Origin of the sequence: Rhizobium sp. SL86 (assembly GCF_026672545.1) — a bacterium.
GTDB lineage: Bacteria > Pseudomonadota > Alphaproteobacteria > Rhizobiales > Rhizobiaceae > Neorhizobium.
In genome coordinates this window covers 145,916-165,806 of the sequence record NZ_JAPPRJ010000007.1, presented here as the reverse complement: position 1 = coordinate 165,806, position 19,891 = coordinate 145,916, and the positions used below count along the sequence as shown (strand labels likewise).

Genomic DNA, 19,891 nt, shown 5'->3' with positions numbered 1-19,891 from the left:
GAAGTCGTTCTTTCGGCTGAGCAGGGTTTCCAGCCCGCAATAGCCGGCATATCCGTTGAATTCGTGCAACTGCGGATCGAGAAACTGGCGGAAATCGATCCCTTGGGTGGTTTGGTGAACCGACATGGACGGCATGATCGTACGGGCGATTTGATCGGTCTGTGTCTGCGCCAAAAACCGCATGTCGCCGTGCTGATCATGGATGTCGATCATTTCAAGTAGGTCAATGACAAGCTCGGACATGATGGTGGAGTCATGATCTTAAAGGAGTTTGTACGACGCCTTTCCTCCCATGGTCGGCGCGACTATGATTTGGCCTGTCGCTGGGGCGGTGAGGAGTTTCTCGTTTTGTTGAATGGTGTGACATTGTCAGATGCGGTTGCTTTTGCGGAGCGTTTTCGCCTCTATGTGTCGGAGAACCCATTCGAGGTTGGAAATCAAACTCTTACCGTGACAGTCAGCATCGGTGTTGCTGAGATAACTCTCTGCGCCCCGTATCCGGAACGGACCATCAAGGTCGCAGACGATGCACTCTACCAAGCAAAGCTAGGAGGCAGAAACCGTGTCCAATACATCGAAATGCCGACGATGCCGTGATCCCGGACTGGTTACGATGGCTTGGCGAAACTGAGCGTTATCATGCCATCTACTCCAGCCGAGAATGATATGCCCTGGGCATCAAAGGCTGCTCGCACGCGCTCTCTGACTTGGGTACCAACCGATCCTTCGTCTTCGCCTTCGAGACGACGCACAGAGGATATGGATACTCCAGCGTGGTGAGCCAGAACATCTATGCTCCAGCCGAGCAAAGCGCGCGCAGCTTTGACATGCGCGGGCTTCATCGTAAACACATTGGTATCCCGGCTGTCGTGTGTGCCTGATTTCTCCGGGAGAGCTGCAACAAGGGCGCCGAGCCACTGCCTGATGCTTCCATCGTGGTTGAACAATGGCGTGGCGCGCGCCATTAACATCAGGTAAGGCCCCTTCGCCGAGCGCACGCGGAAGTCTACGGCATAGGCACTCAGGCTGACTATGCTATGCGACCAGTTCGAGCTTGCTGCCTCCCGGTCATCTGGATGAAGGGCATTAAGCCACCCCCCGTTGGCAGCCTCCTTCATAGTCTGACCCGTTAAGTCTTGCCAGCCTATGGCGAAGGCAATATCGCCCTCGGCTGATGCGGTAAATTCAATCAAGCCAAAGGCTGTAACCAGGGCCTCATAGCGGGCCCAACCTTCTTGCACTGCCTTGCGGGCAGCGTGCTGAACTGTGATATCCGTCATCAAGCCAACAGCACGCCTAGGCTGTCCTCCGGCGCCGATTATCACCTCTGCCTTATACTGCAACCAGCGCAGGGTGTTGTCGGGCCGAGTAATACGGAGTTCTCCATCAATTGCATGCCCGGAGCGAAGGATTGCGTCTACACCTTGAATTGCCCCCCGATCATCGACGTGGACCATCCTTATCAGATCATCCCAGGATGAGGGCGGTTCAGTCTCGATTCCCAACAGCCGATCGAGGCCAACCGATAAAGTCAGCTGGTTTGTCACAAAGTCCAATGTCCAGAAGCCGGTCCACTCCTTCTCTTCCACCAACTTCAACAGATGAGCCGACGAAACCCCAGGCAATGATCGCCTTTTCCACCGATATTGGCCGGCGAAGGTCTCAGCGTTGTCAGAGCTTGATGGAGAGTTCATTCGTATCGATGCTCATTGTCAGTTCTATTCAAGGCCCGTATATAAAATTGTCAATAGAACTGAAAATAAAATACTCGAAATGATAGACATCAAAATTTCTCGTTTGGACGTATATCTATTAAATGAAATTATACATGCGATTTATAGTCAAGAATTAACGCTGGTGAAAATTATGATAATGTATTTCCTAGATTTTATAAATGTCAGCATGAAAAATATATTCGCAATTTTTACATGAAATTCGTTTTGTGTGTGAGACGGGAGATATCTGGGCGCCGTTATGTGGAGGTCGCGCTCGATTGTTATGGTTGCCACGCTTTGTTGCCCGCCTCGCGGTTTTCACGACTACGAGTCAGCCCGCATCTGAGAGGGGCTGAGCCCGAAGAAATGTCGATATCGACGGCTGAAATCGCTCATGTGGATAAAGCCCCAACGCCGCGCAATTGAGGCTATATCTTCACCACGACAGCTTTCGGATATCAGATCGTCGCGGACTTTTTGCAGACGACGCTCAAGCATCCATTGCACGGGTGTCTTGCCCACTTCTTTTCTAAAGCTAAGCTGCAGTGAGCGAACCCCGCAATTTGCGGTGGCGGCAACGTCCGACAGGGCAATTTTTCGGTGAAGATTTGCTTCAATATAGTCCATAGCGCGACGGACTTGCCATGATGGTCGCACTGCGACTGCTTTCTTATCTTGATGTGGCATTCGGGGCCAAGCGGTTAGAAATTGATACATGATGAGCTCTTCGAGGAGGTTCACGGTCATATCATCGGCATGCCCAGATTGAAGTCGGTTGTAGACCAGCTCGAAGTTATGTCTGAAGGCGCGCATCGGAGCCGACACGACATCCACCACCGGCTGCCATTGGGGTAGCGGCTGCTCGTCTGTCCCTTCGAGGGCTGTATGCCAGGCCACTAGCGCTGCGCGATCTACCCATGCTGCCAAAGCGTGGAAACTGGGTGAGGCCTCCTGCTCGACCATGTCTTCGAAGGCGACGCATGTCGCCTGTCCAGCCTCGCATAAAAATTCTGACTTATGGTTGCGCCTCTTGCTAGTGCCAGAAGTGACGAATCGGATCGTCATCCTGTCCTGCACGCTCTTCGGTTTCGAGGTGAAACCAAAGAGAGCATCGGTACGCCATTGTGTGATCGCGCGCCCACTTACTACGTTTGCTTGCAGTTGAAAGGGTTCCTTTCCCACAGGATTGAAGCGGATGCTTATATAAGGGAGATCGTTCAGTCTCTCGACTTCACTCTTGCAAATGGCCTGGAGGCCGAAAACGGGTGGTGGCAGGACCCTAACCCGATTTCCTGAAATGGATGTCATCAACGTACCTCCGGTATTTTAGAGAAAATCTTGGTGAAGATCCTTCTCTGGCGCGGCCGCGCTGCATGGATCAGCGGCTTGACGAAACAGCCCCTGCCCAGGTAGAATTTCATGCGTTGGGCTCGAAGACCGGACGACCGAGTTGAGTCATTCGGTTGAGAACACGAACCCTTCAGGACCACCGCGTGCGCCAGCCAAGGTATATTTACAGTAATTGCCATTACACTTAATTTCAGGTCGCTGTTTCTGTCAATCTAGTCAGCATGCAATATGAGCCTGCCATGACGTCTGATATTGATTTCAACGCAAATGGTCACCCTCCGCGCGGTCGCCCGAAACTTCGGTCCGACGAGGGCAATAGCGACGCGATCCTGCACGCTGCAGCGCTTCTCTTCACTCAAAGAGGTTATGCCGGGACGACGATGAGCGACGTCGCCGCCACGGCCCGCATGTCGCTACAAACGGTCTATCGGCTGTATGCCGGCAAGATTGATCTGTTCGCCGCTGTCGTCGCTTTGCATCGCCGCAGCATGATTGCTTTGCCCGGGAACTTCGATGACTTGCCCGTCGAGGAAGCTCTGGCGCGTATTTTCCTGATCGACATCGACGCCGATGCAGAACGCGAGCGCCAGGCATTGATGGAAATCTTTGTCAGCGAGATGCGCCAGTTTCCCGAGCTCCGGCCCATCTTCATGCGGGAGGGGGCTGAGCGTGCCAACGATCTCCTGACGCAATGGCTGGAGAGTCAGGATCAACGTGGCCTACTCAATGTCCCGGATGCGCCGACCACTGCTAAACTTCTCCTTGACGTGGTGTTCGGGGCAGCCTCCATGAAAATGTCCACCGCACCTGAATGGCCTGGAGGCGCAGATCGGCCACTCTACCTTCGTCGCTGCTTCAAATTGCTGGCCGACGGCTTGCGGCCCCGTCAAGGGTGAGCAAAGGTCCGCACCCTGCGGGAACCCGTGATGAGGTTTTTCGCTTTTCACGACGGTGGCGTCGCCTTAACCGGGCTTTGGACGCGTTAGTATCTTCGGCCTGAAATTCAGGCGCGAATCGACAAAGCGATTTCCCGCCGGATGCTGATTGCGTGGGCGCGAAGCTGGCGATGATCTGCGGTGGTCAGGAATTTCCGGTGAAGCAGAAACAGATTGGCGATCTGGCCGCGAGTTGAGATAAACCACTGACATTGTCGCGCCGACTTGAAGCGCTTCATATGTCGCCGCTTTGCTGCGCGAGATGATCGGCTTTGCTGCCGAGAAGCTGATGGCGCTGGAGGTCGGTACAAAGACCGGCGCGGGCTATGGCGAGAAGAACGGCTTCCGTCTTGCCCAGCGCAACGGCTACCGCGATCGGGACTGGGAGACACGGGCTGGCACCGTCGAGCTGCGCATTCCGAAGTTGCGCACAGGCAGCTATTTCCCGAGCTTTCTCGAACCGCGCCGCATGGCCGAGAAGGCCCTGTTGGCGGCTGTCCAAAAGCGCGGATAAATGGTGCCGAGGATTGAGAACTTTGAAAGCGGCTGAAGAAGCCGCCTTCAGTGTTGCTAATCTTGATTATCGTCGGAAGCTTGTTGGTTTTGGACCATGTGCTGGATGTCAGGGGCGTAATGGTTCCAGATGGCGTCGCGCAGATCATCGAGGAGTTCGAAGACGGCCCATGCCTGCTCGGGGGTCCATTCGGCACTGATGAGGATTGGCAGGCCACGCTTGAGACCTGAAGAGTGGTGCGTCTTTTCGGTCATGATGCGGGCTCTGTTTCGCCGGATTGGTGACTGGCGCGTTGCTGACGCTGGGCTATGGAGCGCTCGTTGGCTTCCTTGAAGCGATAGGAATCTCCTTCGATCGCGACGACTTCGCAGTGGTGGACGAGACGATCGACCAGGCTGACGACGCACGCGGCGTTCGGAAAGACCTCCGACCATTGCGCAAAGGGTTTATTGGTGGTGACGATGGTCGAGCGTTTCTCGTATCGGCGGCTGATGAGCTCGAAGAGCAGATCGGCATGGCGGTTGGAATAGGATAGGTAGCCGATCTCGTCGATCAGCAGGACGTCATGGGAAGCATAGTACTGAAGCTTGCGGCGCAGCAGGGAATCGCTGTCGATGGCGGCGAGTTCGCCGAGCATTTCGCTGGCGGTGCGGAACAGGACCGAATGGCCCCGGATGAGTGCCTGGTAGGCGATGTTGAGGGCGAGCGTCGATTTGCCGACGCCGTTCGGACCGATGAAGACGATGTTGGTGGCATCCTTCATGAATGCCAGCGTCATCAGTTCCTCGACGGTGGCGCGGTCGATGCGGCGCGGCCACTTCCAGTCATAGTCGGCCATTTGCTTGAAGTGGCCGAGCCTGGCGGTGCGCATGCGTCGCAGCAGCGAGCGGTCGGAGCGCTCGTCTTCTTCCCACCGGATCACGGTCGGCACCCAGTCCTGTGTGGCGATCTCGTCCCAATGGGCCGTCAGGCCATAAAGGCGCAATTGTCTGGCGCGATTGAACAGGGTGTCGATCTTATTCATCGTCGTTTCCTTTCAATGTGAGTTGATCGTAACGGTCGAGCTTGTGGGGAATGACAGTCGTGTCCTTCTTGCGGACATGCTCGGGCAGCCTGGTTTCGACCGGGGGCGGAGCGCCCCGCGCAATCCGGCGGCGTTCGAGCACTGATCGAACCGCCTTGGAATGCGAGGCGCCGGCGCGCAAAGCGTCTTCGACGGCCGCCTGGAGTTCCTGGGCGCCGTAGAGGTCGAGCAACGTCAGCATGGCGTTGGTGATTGCGCCGATATTGGCGCCACGTTCTGCGGCATGCATCATCAGCTTCTGACAAGCCGGCACGGCCCGCGTCAGGCTATTGAGGCCGCGATGCTGGCGTGCCTCGCGCTTGACGGCGACGAGTGCCTTCAGGTGCTGAGGATCCTCGATCTGCTGGCCCCTATCGAAGCTGCGACGGTGGCTGGCGATCATCGTGGCGGCGTCGAATATCCTGACCTGGACGAGATCGGCGCGAACGGTGAGTGTTCGTTGGACATGCGTATGAGGGACCGAGTAATCGTTCAGATCGAAGCGCACGTAGGGTGTCTTGCCAACCTTCACGGCCACCTGCTCCTCGACGGGATAGGGATTGGCCGGCAAGGGCAGAAGCATGGGCTGTTCTTTTGAGAACGCCTCACGCACCGTCATTGCCCGGTCCTCCGGGCATGGCCTGTCGGCAGCCTGGGTCCGGCACCAGTGTTCGGCCTGGGCATTGAGATCGTCGAGGTCCTTGAAGGTGCGGGCGATGAAGGAAGGCTTCCCGGATGTGGCGAATGGCGCGCTCGACACGGCCTTTCTCGTTGCCCCGTGCTACCGCGACAGGACGGGGTTCGAAGCGATAATGAGCCGCGAAGGCCAACAATGTCGGATGGAAGCGGATGGCATCGCCCTGCCGTTCAAGGACGGCGGACTTCAGATTGTCGTAGAGCAGCACTCTGGGAAGGCTGTTCCAGTCGTTGAATGCGCCGACATGGCCGCGCAGGAAGTTTTCCATGCGGGCATCAAGGAAGAAGCGCAGATAGATGTCGCGCGAGTAGGATAGCACCATGACGAAGGCCATCAGCGGGCGGCGGGCCCTGCCGATCTCGATGTGGCCAAAATGACCCCAGTCGACCTGGCCCTGCTCACCCGGCAGGGTGCGTAGTCGTAGATAAGCTTCCGCCGCCTTCCGTGGTCGGTGCAGCGCCACCATGTGCCGGAAGTGGTCGGGCGATCCCTTATAGCCGCGCTCCTGCACCATCCCGTAAAGGCGGCTGGACGTCAGGTCAGGATATTTGGTCAGCGTCTGCTGGATAAACGGCAGGTACAGGTCGATCTCGGCGGGGCGGATCACCGGCCTGTGTCGAGGCAAGCCCGCGTCCTTCAGGACCCTGAAGACGGTGGTGTGATGGCAATGCAATTGCTTGGCGATCGTGCCGCAGCGCCACTTCTCAACGTGGTACAGGCGCAGGATCATCGCTTCCTTCTCGGCAGATATGGTCATCGGTTCGATCTCCATGGTCGAATGGACGCACGTGTGTCCCCCGGCGACGCACGAAGCCGCGGCGAAAGAACAGCGGCACAGAGCTGCCGCAGCGCCGGCACCACGGCTCGATCGATGACACCACGCCAGCGGTGCCATCGCCCGGTGCAACGATGCCGCCGTTTGTGGACGCCTTCAGTCGTGAACCCTCTGGAACGACGGGTGGAGAGTGATGCGTCACGTTTTTGCGAGCCTGCCGATATCGGCGGGAGCGATCGGCATGGGCAAAGCGCCCCGGCCGGGTGCTCTGGTAGCGCCGTCCGGCTGCCCGCAGGCTGTCACGGCGCGCCGCATGGGCGCAGGCAGAACCGCAATAGCGCTGACCCCGATCGCAATGGCGGCAAAGCAGAACCTGCGCGCGACACCGCCCGCAGAGGAAGAAACGAGCAGTTTGCATCGCGGCGGCGCACCTTTCGAAGCGCCGTCGGGATTGATCGGAGAAGCTCGACGGAATGCGCCAATACCATTATAATGACGCTCACCGTGAACCAGTCGGCAGTCCTGCGTGATGACAGCCACGTCATCTCACAGATGCCTGAGGGATTGGACATCGAATTGGCCTGGTAGCTTTGGTCGATGTCTGTTTGCGGCGCTCCGCCAGTCTATCATTGACGGACGCAGCGCGGGATGTGCCTCAGTCGCCCTCCGGGCTCCTGACGCCACATCCCGCGCTCATCTCCCCCATCAAAACCTTTGCAATAATCTCAGGGCCCTGTCCGCCGCGTCCAGATTCGCCGTAATCCCGTCTCGGCACCAAATATGCGCGGTTCTCAACAGCCACCGACAGGTCTTGATGCAGATCTTCCGCTGTGGCTCATCCTGGATGAGTTCAACAGCGATATCATAGGCCGGTCATTCTATTTGGAGCCTGAGCCTCCGCTTGGTCACTTCAGCAAGGCATTCTTTTTGCCGCTTCTGCGCGAATTTATTGCCCGTCGAAAGTCCTTTGCGGAAGTTAGCCGATCGAGATAGCGGAGTGTGGACAGCAGGGTCTCCGTTCGAGAAGACCAAGGTCCGCCCTCACATTCTCTTTTGCCAGCGGCGGTATCGTCGGGTGTTTACTTCGAAGCGACAGAGCCAATTGCCCGATATCCCCGGCGGCGTTTTTGCCTCAGAAGATCAAGGAAGAGATCAACCGCGTCCTGTTCCTTTTCGAACTGATGAGTTTTCACCTGACCGTTCGTCCCAATCCGTCCCCATCGCCGCGTCAGGCATGCCTCTCCGAACAGGTTCGGCTCGATCGACAACGCGTAGAAGCGGGCCAGGTTCTTACTGGCATCCTTGCGTTCGACATAGAGGTGATAGGGTTGGGCGATCATGCGCTAAGAATCGCGTGAAGCGCGCCCTGCGTCCAACGAGATTTATGAATCGATTGTGCCGGATCGATTCAGTTCGGTGAAGAATCGGTATCGATCAGGTCGAGCGGTCCACCTTCGGCGCACCGCTCTATTCCCAGCGCGTACCAAGCCTACAAGCGGACTGCGCCGATTCCAGTGGCGATCCTCTCGTCATGGATCGGATCGCACATTGGCTACTCCGGCTGATCCTTACTCAAGAGATGACCCGATCGAGCAGCCGGTTGATGAAACCGGTTTTGCCCGACGCAGTTTTTCATGTCGTTGCGCCGGAACCAGATGGCGCGACCGCATCTAAGCGGCGGATTGCCTGCGGTAAAGATGATCTGCTCATCGGCTCGCATTCGCAGCACCTCAGGAGCCGCGCGCAGCCAATCACAGCATCGGAACGGCCAATGCAAAGGATGTACGTCGGCTTTAACTTATCGAAGCTGTCTACCTCGAGGCCGGATGTGCAGCGGGCGTTCCAGGCCAGTCTGCTGCGGAAAATGCGAGCGCGGAGACGGTGCATGTCGTGAATGAGGCGCTGTTCAGCTTCGCTTTTCGGGTTCTTGATGGCGACGATGCGCATCGGGCAAATCTCCCCTGCTTTGGTGGTGCGAGGAGCTTTGCCGGGGCATCCAGCTTCGATCTACTGCCAAAAGTGTCAGCTGCTGATTCTAGCTCAGTCGGCTGCGAGTCTAACGTTTCGGGTTCGGCGGGATGCCTCGGTGACTAACAAAAGTGTTAGTAAGACGCTTTGACCGCGAAGTCGCGAAATCCGCTAAGGTATTGCTCGCAAAGCGTAATGGCCGAGCCTGACGACATGCGTGTGAGCTCCTTCCTGAGCTGTTAAGGTTTTGTTAACCCTATTTCTCTTGCAGACCAACGGGAATCGTGACTTATCCTTGAGACGGAAATAGCGCGTCTGACGCTAAAAAACCGTCTGAGGATAGAGGCAAAAGTGAACGTGATCGATCGCAACATCGGAAAACCATCAACTTCAGCCAACATTACTCAGCGCGCTGAAGCGCTTTCAGCGAGGCTCCGAGCTGTAGGAGAGCGCGCATTCCCACCAACGGCACAGAAGTCCCTGCGATCATTTACCTCCGGGGAAGTCGCAGAGATTGTTGGCGTGTCTGACGGCTATCTTCGACAGCTCTCGATTGATGGATTGGGACCAACACCGGATTTGGGTAACAGCGGGCGCCGATCGTACACTCTTGAACAGATCAATGAACTCAGGCGATATCTAGCGACCGCCAGGCCGAAGGAAGCTGCAAGATTCTTCCCGCAGCGGCGCAGCGGTGAAAAGTTGCAGGTGATCACGGTCGCAAACTTCAAGGGAGGGTCGGCCAAAACGACTACTTCTGTCTATCTCGCACAGGGGCTCGCTCTTCAGGGTTACCGGGTTCTCGCGATCGACTTGGATCCGCAGGCATCCCTCTCAGCGATGTTTGGTTATCAGCCAGAGTTTGACGTCGCCGAGAACACCACCTTGTACGGTGCCATCCGGTACGATGAAGAACGAGTACTGATGAAGGACGTGGTCCGTCCGACCTATTTCACAGGGATTAGCATTGTGCCCGGTAACCTGGAACTCATGGAGTTCGAGCATCAGACTCCAAGATTCATGCTGCAGAATAGGGGGAAAGCGGAGGATCTCTTCTTCCGTCGCGTGGCAGGGGCTATCGCTCAGGTGGAGGACGACTTTGACGTTGTCGTCGTCGATTGCCCACCGCAATTGGGTTTCCTTACCATGGGCGCCTTGAATGCCGCCACTGGCATGATCGTCACCGTGCATCCCCAGATGGTTGATGTCGCCTCCATGAGTCAGTTCTTGTTGATGACCTCCGATCTGGTCTCCGTGATCGAGGAAGCCGGTGGTCGCCTAGACTACGACTTCCTTCGCTTCCTGGTCACGCGGCATGATCCTCGCGACGTTCCAGAGCAAGAAATTGTTGGTTTGATGCGAGACGTATTTGGTGCCGACGTGATGTCTGCGACCGCATGGAAGTCGACTGCAATTGCCAATGCTGGGCTTACAAAGCAGTCGCTCTACGAGCTGACTAGAGGTGCAGTTGGGCGGTCCACTTATGATCGAGCCATGGAGTCAATCAACGCAGTAAACGAAGAAGTCGTTGGGCTCCTGAACCAGGTATGGCAGCGGTGAATCTAGTTCGGCTCATTATTTTTCAATGGCTTAAGCTGTTGTCAGCTGACTACAGAGGACGGCGTCTGGATTGATGGCCCCGAGAGGATAAGATGAGTAAACGCACACAATCGATCCGATCTCTTTTCGCAGCAGAATCCGGCTCCGCGTCCGCAGAGGGTGTCAGGCCTCCTGTTGAGCGGGTCGCATCCGGAGCGGTTCGCTCATTGAAGGATACATTCTCCGAGGTCGAAAGGGACTACGAAGAGCTGAAGCGTCAGGTTTCAAGCGGCGCGGTTCCTGTCGAGCTTGATACCGAATTGCTCGACCCCTCCCCTTTCGCAGACAGATTCGCTGACCAGGATCTAGCAGCTGTCGAGGCGCTGAAAACGTCTTTTCAGGAGCATGGTCAGGAAATCCCGATCCTTGTTCGAGTTCATCCAACCTCTCCCGGTCGTTATCAGATTGCCTATGGCCATCGGCGAGTAAAAGCTGCCTCGGATCTTGGTCTCAAAGTTAGAGCCTACGTCCGGGAGCTAGACGATGATCGGCTCATCGTTGCGCAAGGCGTCGAGAATTCAGCCCGTGAAGATCTGACATTCATCGAACGTGCAACGTTTGCTTTGAGGCTTGAAGACGGAGGTTTCCAACGGGCTCTAATTCAAACAGCACTCTCGGTGGACCGCCAGGAAGCCTCGAAACTTGTAACGGTGGCCCGGGCCGTTCCTCAGTGGATAGTCACTGCGATCGGTCGAGCTCCAAAGATTGGTCGTCCAAGATGGCAGGAGCTGGCCGAACTATTGAAGGAAACAGGTGCGGAAACAAAAATCCGGAAAGCCACCGAGCACGCCACTTTTCGGCATAAGGACAGCGATGAGCGATTCGCGGTCGTCCTTCGTGCTGCGAAGGCAAAAAATGAGGCCAGCCCGGCATCGCCAAATCACGCATTGGTCGCGAAACTGTCCGATGGCACTGAAATCGCAAGACTGGCGGTTTCTGGCAAATCTTGCAAAATTCAGATCGATCGAGCTCGTGATGAGGCCTTCGCATCATTCGTGATGCAGCAGCTTCCGGATCTCTATTCGAGTTTCAAAAGCCACGCTCAATCTTCGAGTAAAGAGAGTGAAGGGAAATAGCAAAAGAAAAAGGCCCCCAAACGTTGCCGTCATGGAAGCCTCTCTCATTGGTCTAAGCAGCCTGAGAATCGCATTTTCATGAATCCTAGTCAAGAGTCTTTGGCATCGTTTCGGTGGGCGGATTTCTTTTGCCTCAAGAAAGGTGAAGGAATATGCAGACGGGAAATGTGACGACGCCCTTTGGGCGGCGGCCGGCTATGCTTGCTCTTGTAAAGAGGCAGCTCCAGACGTCCGAGACGAAACCAAGCCGCCCGGTAGAAAAATGGAAAGTGTTTCGCGACGCCTGTGAGGCCCGTGAACGCCTCGGCCTCCAGGACAGGGCGCTGACTGTGCTGGACGCACTGCTGACGTTTTATCCGGAAAGCGAGCTCAACTCCGATAGTGGATTGGTGGTCTTTCCATCCAATGCTCAGCTGTCTGTCAGAGCGCACGGCATCGCTGGGACGACCCTGCGGCGACATCTGGCTGCCCTGGTCGAAGCCGGGCTCATCCAGCGCAAGGATAGTCCGAACGGGAAGCGCTACGCTCACCGGGACAAGGGGGGCGATATCGAGCAAGCTTTCGGGTTCGATCTTTCTCCACTTTTGGCTCGTGCTGCGGAACTTGCAATCCTGGCACAGGAAGTCGCTGCCGAACGTTTGCAGTTCAGGCGAGCCAAAGAGGCACTGACTATCTGCCGGCGTGATGTGCGCAAGCTAATTTCCGCCGCCATGGAGGAGGGTGCTGACGGCGACTGGGAAGCCATCGAAGACATGTATGTCGGCATTGTCAGCCGACTTCCCCGCAACCCTGACCGTCACCAGGTGGAGGCAATCCTCGACGAGCTGCAGCTTGTGCGCACCGAAGTCCTTAACCTTCTGGAAAATCAGTTAGATTCTCAAAATATGGACGGCAATGCTGTTCAAAATGGCTGCCACATACAGAATTCAAAACCCGAATCCATCCGTGAACTTGAACCTAGCTCTGGAAAAGAGCAGGGCGGAGCCGTCGAGCTGGAATTAGCACCCAAAGCGGTTGCTCAGCCGTTGGCAAAGCCGGAACAGATGAAGGCGTTCCCGCTGTCGATGGTCCTGAAAGCTTGCCCGCAGATTTCGGACTACGGGCCCGGCGGCACGATCTCCCATTGGCGCGAGCTGATGGGCGCCGCGGTGGTGGTACGATCAATGCTTGGTGTTAGCCCGTCGGCTTACCAGGAGGCTTGCGAGGTGATGGGGCCGGAGAACGCCGCGGTTGCCATGGCTGCAATCTTGGAGAGGGCAGGGCATATCAACTCGGCAGGTGGATATCTCCGCGATCTCACGCGCCGAGCGCGGGCAGGGGAGTTCGGGCTGGGACCGATGCTAATGTCACTGATGCGTGCCAATGCGAACGGCGATCGGAAAACGGGGTGATGGGTTGTACGACGTACAAGGTAGAGGCATGATCGTACGGCGGTGGCGCCGCTTTTCATTCAGCATTCGTTCCACGGTTTCTTGATTTGCTAGGAGTCAAAGCGCACCAAGAACGTCTCAATAGCTTCTGGACCTGCCCCGGATGCTGTCCCAAAAATTGAAAACCGACCCAAATGATACACTGATTTGCGTCTCACGGAGACTGTCTCAGTAGGTATACCCAAAAGGCGCATCAGCTACCTCACCAGCCTGAGGCGCTTTCATTTCTTTCAGGCGTTTACGGTAGCTTTCGATGTGCCCCTACAGGTTGAGGGTATCGCGTCGATATCCCGCTGATCCATGCAACACGGCTGCTTTCATTGTAAAACTCCTCGGAGAAAAGCAGATGGAAGGGACGGCATGCCGATCAGGCCCGCACATCCATGGCAGTGCGCAAGCCATCGCTTACAAAGTTGAAGCAGACGCTTGTCATGAAAATGCACATGCCGGGAAGCGTGGCGATCAGCGGCTGCGAATAGATTGCGGTGCGCAGGGTGTTGAGCATCAGTCCCCATTCCGGATCGGGCGGCTTGATGCCTAGGCCAAGGAAGGAAAGACCTGAGGCCACGATCATGGACACGCCCACCAGGCTGGTGGCATAGACGAAAATCGGACCGAGCACGTTTGGCAGCACATGAACCCGCACGATCGAGGAAGCGCTGGCACCAGTGGCGCGCGCCGCTTCGGCATAGTCGAGGTTGCGCACGGCAGTCGTGACGCTCTCCGACACGCGAATGATCGGCGGAATGAAGACGATCGTGAGCGATAGGATGGCGTTCAGGATACCGGCACCAAGTGCGCCACTGACGGCGACCGCAAGCAGCACCGACGGGAAGGCGTAGAAGACGTCTGTTACGCGCATGATCAACATATTGACCTTGCCGCCTGCAAAGCCGGCGATGATGCCGAGCATGCCGCCGACGATGAAGGCGAGAATGACTGGCGTGATGCCCACGAACCAGGAATATCGTCCGCCGAACAGCAGCCGGGTGAGCATGTCCCGCCCCAGTTCGTCGGTGCCTAGCATATAGCTCGGCGTGCCAACCGGCTTCAGACGCCTCGCAATGCTGCCTTCCGTCGGTGCGTAGGAGGTCAGTAGGGGCGCAAAGATCATCATCAGTGCCATGACGATGAGGACTGCGCCGCAAACCATCGTCGTCTTGTCCCGCAGCAGCCGCCTGCCAACGCCGCGCCAGTAGCTGTCGCTAGTGGACACTTTGCGCGCCAACGAAACAACGGCAGATTGTTGGTGTGAAAGAATGCTCATCGGCGGATGATCCGTGGGTCTATGGCGGTCTGGATAAGATCCACCACCAGGTTAAGGACGACGAAGAAGAGGGCCAGGACAAGGGTTGTTGCCTGCAGGACTGGGATGTCTCGCTGGAAGATTGCATTGTTCAGCATCATGCCGGTTCCCGGCCATGCAAAGACGGTCTCCACCAGGATGGATCCGCCCATCAGATTGGCGAGTTGCAGACCGATGACCGCGAGCACGGTTGGTGCCGCGTTCTGTATCACGTGATTGATGATGCCGGAGCGGCGCAGACCCTTGCCGCGTAGCGTGGTAATAAAGTCCTGGCTCATGATGTCGCTCACCAGGCCGCGTACCGTTCGGGTCACGAGGCCCGCCGGAATGACGCACAGCGTGATCGAGGGGAGGATCAAGAATTGGATATGAGCCCAGTCCCAGGCCCATTCGGTCGAGCCGCCAGGGCCGGCACCCATGGCCGGCAACAGGTTGAGATTTACAGAAAAGATAATGACCATCACCATGCCAAGCCAGTAATGAGGCACCGAGACGCCGGCGACGGCGGTACCGAGCAGGACTCGGTCTATCCAGGTACCCCGATAGACGCCGGCGATGCCCCCGAAAACGCAGCCGATCAAAACTCCAAGAAGCCCGCCTGTCATCGCGAGGATGAAGGTATTGGCGCTGGCGGATAGCAGGTCGGCGGCAATCGGCCTGCCTTTGATCAGCGAGTTGCCCAGGTCGCCTTGGACGACCTTGGCGAGCCAGATTCCGAACTGTACGGGGAGGGGCTGGTCGAGACCGAACTGGGCGCGAACCTGTTCGATGACAACAGGTGGGGTGTCCGGTGCCACCATGGCGTCGATCGGATCGCCCGGAGCAATATGGACGAGCAGAAAGCAGACGAGGCTGACCGCCAGTGAAATCGGGATAATGTAAATGATGCGGCGGACGACATAGTAAAACATGATCAATCCTCAGGCGGCTTCTTCAAACCTGACGCACCGGACCGCACGGCCGGGTTCAGGATGGCGGAAGGGCGGCAATGCGGCCCGGCAAGCATTCACGACATGGGGGCAGCGTGCTGCAAAGGCGCAGCCGCTGATCGGCAGCCTCAGGTCCGGCGGCGAACCGGGTATGGTGGTCAGACGATGGCCGCGCATGCCCGAATGCACGGTCGCGCCCATTAGGCCTTGGGCGTAAGGATGGAGCGGCCTCGTGATGAAATCGGTCACCGATGCCTGTTCGACCATGCGGCCCGCATACATGACGGCTATGCGGTCGGCGATTTCGCCTGCAACGCCAAGATCGTGGGTGACGAAAATCACGCCCATTCCAAGTTCCTGTTGAAGGCGGCGTAGCAGCAGCAGGATCTGGATCTGCACGGTGGCGTCGAGAGCGGTGGTAGGCTCATCCGCCAGCAGCAGTTTCGGGCGACACGAGATTGCCATTGCGATCATGGCGCGCTGACGAAGTCCGCCGGAGAGTTCGTGCGGATAGGCGCTGAGCCGGCGTTTGGCAGAGGGGATCTGCACCAGTTCCAGCAGGTCAAGTGCACGCTGTTCTGCTTCCCTGCGGCTGATGCCCTCATGGCGAACAATGGTCTCGCCAATCTGTCGCCCGATGGTGAACACGGGATCGAGCGCCGTCATGGGCTCTTGAAAAATCATCGACACTTCGCGCCCGCGCACCGACGTGAGCATGGAGTCTGGCAGCGCCATCATGTCATGGCCGGCGACGGATAATTCGCCGCTCATGACGGTCTTTCCCTTGGGATTGAGCCGCATCAGCGCCCGCAAGGTGACCGATTTGCCTGAGCCGCTTTCACCGAGAATGCACAGCACCTCGCCGAAGGCGAGATCGAGATCGATCCCGTTGACGGCGTTCACCGTCGCCTCGCGCGACACGAAAGCAACGTTGAGGTCACGGGCACGCACCAGGTAATCGCCAGTCCTTGTCTGGCTCACTGTCTCGTTCATCACGCCACCATTCTTTCGCTTTGGGCATAGCCACTGCCGGGGGTAGCCGCGTGGCAGGCGACGGCGTGCTGGCTGTCTGACGACGACAATGCCGGGGTTTCGGCAGCACACAGGGCCCTTGCGAGCGAACACCGCGTTCGGAATCGACAGCCTGAGGGCGGGTTGATCGGATTTGGCGGATCCCCTTTCAGGGGTGGCTCGGTGCGCCGACGTCGTGGATCCATCGATGGTCGGCTGGCGAGCAATGCTGTCGTATACGGATGGGCCGGCGCCCCAAATATATCAGCGACCGGTCCGATCTCGGCGACGCGGCCGAGATACATCACCAGCACCCGGTCGGCGACGTGTTCGACCACATTGAGATCGTGGCTGATGAACAGGTAGGTCAGGCCAAATTGTGCCTTGAGGTCCAGCAGCAGGTTCAGCACCTGCGCCTCCACGGATTTGTCCAGTGCCGAAACCGGCTCGTCAAGGATCAGCATGCGCGGGTGAAGGGCCAAGGCACGGGCGATGTTGACGCGCTGGCGCTGGCCGCCGGACAACTCATGCGGGAACCGCCTGGCGAATTGCGCGGGTATCAGGCCGACAGCCTCCAGGAGGTCGTTGGCGCGCTCGACCGCCTTGGCGTGTGGTATCCCGTGGACCTTTGGCCCGTAGGCGATGGATTCCTCGATCGTCAGACGCGGATTGAGGGATGCATAGCTGTCCTGGAACACCATCTGCACCTGTCGTCGATAGTCCTTAAGGGGCAAGCCTCCCCGCGAGCCGACCACTTCGCCATCGAAAATCACCTCGCCGGCCGTCGGCTCGATCAAGGACATGATCAAGCGCGAGGCGGTCGACTTGCCGCAGCCCGATTCACCGACGATTCCAAGCGTCTCCTGTTTGGCGACGGTCAGACTAAGCCCATCGACGGCGCGCACTAGCTGCTTGCCGCCCGATAGCAGGGAGCCGACCGGGAAGTGCTTCGTCAGTCCGTTGACGATCAGGAGAGGTTGTGCGGGGCCGCCGCGGTCGGGTAACTGGTTCAGTTCGTTTGCCATCGCTCGTCCTCAATTTTCAGAATAAAGCGCAATAGTCGAAGCAAAAATGCGTATAGGTAGGTGACGATTAAATACGTTCCAATTCGGAGTGATGTATTGCAGCAGCGATATTTTGAGGTCGCCGATATAGAATTCGTTAAAACCGCCCATGAGGCCGGATGAACGCCTCGGCCTTGTGCAAGGCCGAGGCGAGACCAGTCAGCTGCTGCGTGGTATGGGGCCGAAGGCCGGCGGAGGGACGCGGCGCTTGGACGCGTTCTCGTAAGATGACGCGACCTTCAGCAGCAGGTCTTCCTTTCCAGGCTCCGCGCGAAATACCAGCGAGAAGGGGAGGCCGGGCTCCGGTAACTCGGTGGCGACGTCCGAAAGCTTCGGAACATACCGCTTGCCGTCGTCCGACAGCGTCAGCACGGGGTCATAGACGGTCCTGACAAAACCGGCCGGGATCAGGACCTCGGTGAGTCCGCCGTTTGGCCCGTAGAAAGATTCCAGGCGCAGGTTCTGGATTGTTCCCGGCTCGTTGGCCCCGCCGATTTTAGCCGGCGGCAAAGGCGTATGCAGCCGCACGAAGGCATCGAGCTTGTTTTCCAGGATCACCATCATGTCGCAACGGCGCAGCAGTTCACGCAGCATGATCCGCTCGTTGACGCCTTGGCGTCCTTCCCATGGGTTGCGGGGATCGGCTATTTCCTCCCAGTTCAAGAACGCGGCCCGCTGATCATCGCCCCAGTATTTCGAGCGCTTGTTGAGCTCCTCGAAGTTGATGAGGGTTTCCGTAATTCCCTTCTCCGCCCAATCGGCGGCGCGGCGGGTGAGATATTGCGGCAGGTGGTAGCGGAATGTATTGGCCAGTTCCTGCTGCTGCACCGTTGCAATGTCGAGGTTCGACGGGGGGGTGATGACGCTGTCGGCCATGGCCACGAAGTAATCGATGGGCTTCATAGTTCCGGAACCGAACACTTTGCCGGGCATGAATTCAGTGGGCTGGATGGCTTCGGCGAACTCCTTGAATAGCGGTTCGCCCTGCGGCGTCAGTCGGAACATCAGATCGGGCATGAACACCGGAACCAGTCGAGCCAGCGCCTTTCGGAAATCGACTTTCATCTGCTCGATAGAGCCGTCTGGCGTCCAGCGCCGGTCTTGGGATTCGACCAGCGTTGCCCCCAGGTGGTCCTTGAGGATTGTGTTAATCTCCTTGACGGCAGCCTGCGCGATCGGCTCGGCGGCCTTGGAGCCGGCGGTGATCATCGACTCGCGAATTACACCCAGCCGTATGCCCGTAAGCGCCCCGGCCGCGCCGCTGCCTTTCGCATGGCTGAGGTAGGGCGTGGCAAGGACCGAACTGCGCGGCACGGTGGTGAACGGATCGCGTGGGTCGTAATAGCCCTGTTCCGGGTCTTTCAAGGCATCAAGGACCTTGGCGGCATCGGCTATCTTGCGGGCATGGATCCCGGTCCGGTCACAATAGATATCCGCGCCGATGGCACCGCCATCAAAGCCAATCATGGCCTTGTGCGGCAGGATGAGGGCAATCGAATTGTGGTTTGACGGGCCGCGGCAGGACGCGCGCGTTTCTTCGCCGAGGCTGATCATGCAGAAATTGGCGCTGACCGTCACACCGGAACCAGAGCTTGAGCCAAGCGAGGCTGCGCGGGTCGTGTCATATGGGTTGGAGGGATTACCGCCCCAGCTGGAGCGCTGGTATCCTAGGACAGAGGGAAGGATCTTGTCTGGTCTGTGGCGTCCGCCAGGATCGCCGGCGCGACCATTATATTCGGTGTTGATGGCTTTGCAGAAGATGATGCCGCCCTTCTTGCGGATCTGGTCGACGAGGACATGGTCTTTGGCCGGAGCATCCATATCATAGGCGGCGTCACCACCGCCGGTCGAGCGCATGTCCTTGCAGTCAAACGGATCCTTGAACGAGAAGCAAACGCCGTACAAAGGCAGTTTCTCTAGATCCGGATTGGTGCCGTATTCGGCATCAAGCAGGGCGGCCTGTTCAAGTGCGTCCGGATAATGGCGGAAGATTTCGGCAACGGCCGGCGCTCCGGCAGGCAGCGGGCCCTTGCTTGGGTGTAGGTCAAAATCGCCGCGGCACGTCACGGAGCGTTCGCCGCGGATGTTGAGCGTGCCGATGCCATTCACCTGGCCGGCATTCGGGATGCCAACAAGCATGCCATATTGCTGGTAGACTGTTGGATCGGACGCGGTTGTTTCCATGCGGCCGAATTCCAGCGGAGGACCCTGGTACTTATCGAGATCGGGCAGAATGTCCGATGCCTTGACGGTCTGCGTTGGAAACTTGAGCGGCGCAGTTGCGCGCACCGTGCCTGGCAATTCCGGCACCGGCGCGCCATCTTCGGTCACCAGCATGCTGGCAACGCCGTTGAAGGCTCGCGCACGGTCGATATAGTGCTGGACGATCTGGACGCAGGTGATTTCCCCGGCGACGATCGCCGCATGCATTTCGTCGATCGTTGCCTCTTCGAGTTGGA

At 57.8% G+C, this 19,891-nt stretch carries 18 protein-coding genes and 5 pseudogenes; 7 read left to right on the top strand and 16 right to left on the bottom strand.

Annotated elements, in window-relative coordinates; all coding sequences use genetic code 11:
- The coding region (locus OU993_RS20670; protein ID WP_268160622.1) for a hypothetical protein at nt 1-243 on the bottom strand (243 nt) is incomplete at its 3' end.
- 12 nt (nt 244-255) lie between these two features.
- On the opposite strand from OU993_RS20670, the gene OU993_RS20665 reads away from it, so the two are divergent.
- Nucleotides 256-597, top strand: a complete 342-nt coding sequence (locus tag OU993_RS20665; protein WP_268160620.1) for a GGDEF domain-containing protein — start codon at nt 256-258, stop codon at nt 595-597.
- Nucleotides 598-608: 11 nt separating this feature from the next.
- On the opposite strand, the gene OU993_RS20660 is transcribed toward OU993_RS20665, so the two are convergent.
- Nucleotides 609-1,589: a PAS domain-containing protein gene (locus OU993_RS20660; RefSeq protein ID WP_268160626.1), complete on the bottom strand. Its 981-nt coding sequence runs from the start codon at nt 1,587-1,589 to the stop codon at nt 609-611.
- A gap of 450 nt (nt 1,590-2,039) precedes the next feature.
- Nucleotides 2,040-3,023: a helix-turn-helix domain-containing protein gene (locus tag OU993_RS20655; RefSeq protein WP_268160617.1), complete on the bottom strand. Its 984-nt coding sequence runs from the start codon at nt 3,021-3,023 to the stop codon at nt 2,040-2,042.
- Between the two features lie 281 nt (nt 3,024-3,304).
- Between OU993_RS20655 and OU993_RS20650 the strand changes: the two genes are divergently transcribed.
- Nucleotides 3,305-3,961 carry a TetR/AcrR family transcriptional regulator gene (locus OU993_RS20650; protein WP_268160615.1) on the top strand — a complete coding sequence of 219 codons (657 nt, stop codon included), beginning with the start codon at nt 3,305-3,307 and terminating at the stop codon, nt 3,959-3,961.
- A 107-nt stretch (nt 3,962-4,068) separates the two neighbouring features.
- Here OU993_RS20650 and OU993_RS20645 read toward each other — a convergent pair.
- Nucleotides 4,069-4,251, bottom strand: a pseudogene (locus tag OU993_RS20645) (IS6 family transposase); the annotation flags it as partial.
- Here OU993_RS20645 and OU993_RS20640 point away from each other — a divergent pair.
- Nucleotides 4,251-4,505: pseudogene (locus tag OU993_RS20640) on the top strand (transposase); the annotation flags it as partial. The pseudogenes OU993_RS20645 and OU993_RS20640 overlap by 1 nt on opposite strands.
- A gap of 65 nt (nt 4,506-4,570) precedes the next feature.
- On the opposite strand, the gene OU993_RS20635 reads toward OU993_RS20640, so the two are convergent.
- The 4 genes from OU993_RS20635 to istA are packed head-to-tail and all read right to left on the bottom strand — an operon-like array spanning nt 4,571 to nt 7,031.
- Nucleotides 4,571-4,768, bottom strand: coding sequence for a hypothetical protein (locus OU993_RS20635; protein ID WP_268155107.1), 198 nt, complete (start codon nt 4,766-4,768; stop codon nt 4,571-4,573).
- Complete coding sequence (gene istB / locus OU993_RS20630; RefSeq protein WP_268154921.1) at nt 4,765-5,538, bottom strand: IS21-like element helper ATPase IstB; 774 nt, start codon at nt 5,536-5,538, stop codon at nt 4,765-4,767. Before istB ends, OU993_RS20635 begins: the two co-directional genes overlap by 4 nt.
- Nucleotides 5,531-6,160 (bottom strand): Mu transposase domain-containing protein, encoded by a 630-nt coding sequence (locus tag OU993_RS20625; RefSeq protein WP_268159760.1) that lies wholly within the window; start codon nt 6,158-6,160, stop codon nt 5,531-5,533. Before OU993_RS20625 ends, istB begins: the two co-directional genes overlap by 8 nt.
- A 22-nt stretch (nt 6,161-6,182) precedes the next feature.
- Complete coding sequence (gene istA, locus OU993_RS20620; RefSeq protein WP_268160613.1) at nt 6,183-7,031, bottom strand: IS21 family transposase; 849 nt, start codon at nt 7,029-7,031, stop codon at nt 6,183-6,185.
- 825 nt (nt 7,032-7,856) lie between these two features.
- Here istA and OU993_RS20615 point away from each other — a divergent pair.
- Nucleotides 7,857-8,042, top strand: a pseudogene (locus tag OU993_RS20615) (hypothetical protein); the annotation flags it as partial.
- An 86-nt stretch (nt 8,043-8,128) separates the two neighbouring features.
- On the opposite strand, the gene OU993_RS20610 reads toward OU993_RS20615, so the two are convergent.
- From OU993_RS20610 to OU993_RS20600, 3 genes and pseudogenes are all read right to left on the bottom strand, one after another.
- A complete protein-coding gene (locus tag OU993_RS20610; protein WP_268160182.1) occupies nt 8,129-8,389 on the bottom strand; it encodes a WGR domain-containing protein in 261 nt (86 codons plus the stop codon).
- A gap of 212 nt (nt 8,390-8,601) precedes the next feature.
- Nucleotides 8,602-8,781: pseudogene (locus OU993_RS20605) on the bottom strand (type IV secretory system conjugative DNA transfer family protein); the annotation flags it as partial.
- A gap of 44 nt (nt 8,782-8,825) precedes the next feature.
- A pseudogene (locus OU993_RS20600) lies at nt 8,826-8,936 on the bottom strand (acyl-homoserine-lactone synthase); the annotation flags it as partial.
- 432 nt (nt 8,937-9,368) lie between these two features.
- Here OU993_RS20600 and repA point away from each other — a divergent pair.
- From repA to repC, 3 genes are all read left to right on the top strand, one after another.
- A complete protein-coding gene (repA, locus tag OU993_RS20595; protein WP_442793019.1) occupies nt 9,369-10,577 on the top strand; it encodes a plasmid partitioning protein RepA in 1,209 nt (402 codons plus the stop codon).
- A gap of 92 nt (nt 10,578-10,669) precedes the next feature.
- A complete protein-coding gene (gene repB / locus OU993_RS20590; protein WP_268160611.1) occupies nt 10,670-11,692 on the top strand; it encodes a plasmid partitioning protein RepB in 1,023 nt (340 codons plus the stop codon).
- 152 nt (nt 11,693-11,844) lie between these two features.
- Nucleotides 11,845-13,083: a plasmid replication protein RepC gene (repC, locus tag OU993_RS20585; protein WP_268160609.1), complete on the top strand. Its 1,239-nt coding sequence runs from the start codon at nt 11,845-11,847 to the stop codon at nt 13,081-13,083.
- 406 nt (nt 13,084-13,489) lie between these two features.
- On the opposite strand, the gene OU993_RS20580 is transcribed toward repC, so the two are convergent.
- The 5 genes from OU993_RS20580 to OU993_RS20560 form a co-directional block, all read right to left on the bottom strand.
- Entirely contained in the window at nt 13,490-14,389 is a 900-nt protein-coding gene (locus OU993_RS20580) for an ABC transporter permease (protein WP_268160607.1), read from the bottom strand.
- Nucleotides 14,386-15,339, bottom strand: coding sequence for an ABC transporter permease (locus OU993_RS20575; RefSeq protein WP_268160606.1), 954 nt, complete (start codon nt 15,337-15,339; stop codon nt 14,386-14,388). Before OU993_RS20575 ends, OU993_RS20580 begins: the two co-directional genes overlap by 4 nt.
- Before the next feature lie 9 nt (nt 15,340-15,348).
- Nucleotides 15,349-16,350, bottom strand: coding sequence for an ABC transporter ATP-binding protein (locus tag OU993_RS20570; protein ID WP_268160604.1), 1,002 nt, complete (start codon nt 16,348-16,350; stop codon nt 15,349-15,351).
- Nucleotides 16,350-17,393 carry an ABC transporter ATP-binding protein gene (locus tag OU993_RS20565; protein ID WP_268160602.1) on the bottom strand — a complete coding sequence of 348 codons (1,044 nt, stop codon included), beginning with the start codon at nt 17,391-17,393 and terminating at the stop codon, nt 16,350-16,352. Before OU993_RS20565 ends, OU993_RS20570 begins: the two co-directional genes overlap by 1 nt.
- 198 nt (nt 17,394-17,591) lie before the next feature.
- Nucleotides 17,592-19,862: an amidase family protein gene (locus OU993_RS20560; RefSeq protein WP_268160600.1), complete on the bottom strand. Its 2,271-nt coding sequence runs from the start codon at nt 19,860-19,862 to the stop codon at nt 17,592-17,594.
- Nucleotides 19,863-19,891: the final 29 nt, after the last annotated feature.

Coding starts and splice junctions, on each gene's coding strand:
- OU993_RS20580 (WP_268160607.1), bottom strand. CDS start 14,389: ATGAGCATTCTTTCACACCAACAATCTGCCGTTGTTTCGTTGGCGCGC.
- OU993_RS20610 (WP_268160182.1), bottom strand. CDS start 8,389: ATGATCGCCCAACCCTATCACCTCTATGTCGAACGCAAGGATGCCAGT.
- OU993_RS20565 (WP_268160602.1), bottom strand. CDS start 17,393: ATGGCAAACGAACTGAACCAGTTACCCGACCGCGGCGGCCCCGCACAA.
- OU993_RS20560 (WP_268160600.1), bottom strand. CDS start 19,862: ATGCATGCGGCGATCGTCGCCGGGGAAATCACCTGCGTCCAGATCGTC.
- OU993_RS20650 (WP_268160615.1), top strand. CDS start 3,305: ATGACGTCTGATATTGATTTCAACGCAAATGGTCACCCTCCGCGCGGT.
- OU993_RS20570 (WP_268160604.1), bottom strand. CDS start 16,350: ATGAACGAGACAGTGAGCCAGACAAGGACTGGCGATTACCTGGTGCGT.
- istB (WP_268154921.1), bottom strand. CDS start 5,538: ATGAATAAGATCGACACCCTGTTCAATCGCGCCAGACAATTGCGCCTT.
- OU993_RS20635 (WP_268155107.1), bottom strand. CDS start 4,768: ATGACCGAAAAGACGCACCACTCTTCAGGTCTCAAGCGTGGCCTGCCA.
- OU993_RS20655 (WP_268160617.1), bottom strand. CDS start 3,023: ATGACATCCATTTCAGGAAATCGGGTTAGGGTCCTGCCACCACCCGTT.
- OU993_RS20625 (WP_268159760.1), bottom strand. CDS start 6,160: ATGCTTCTGCCCTTGCCGGCCAATCCCTATCCCGTCGAGGAGCAGGTG.
- istA (WP_268160613.1), bottom strand. CDS start 7,031: ATGACCATATCTGCCGAGAAGGAAGCGATGATCCTGCGCCTGTACCAC.
- OU993_RS20665 (WP_268160620.1), top strand. CDS start 256: ATGATCTTAAAGGAGTTTGTACGACGCCTTTCCTCCCATGGTCGGCGC.
- repC (WP_268160609.1), top strand. CDS start 11,845: ATGCAGACGGGAAATGTGACGACGCCCTTTGGGCGGCGGCCGGCTATG.
- OU993_RS20575 (WP_268160606.1), bottom strand. CDS start 15,339: ATGTTTTACTATGTCGTCCGCCGCATCATTTACATTATCCCGATTTCA.
- repB (WP_268160611.1), top strand. CDS start 10,670: ATGAGTAAACGCACACAATCGATCCGATCTCTTTTCGCAGCAGAATCC.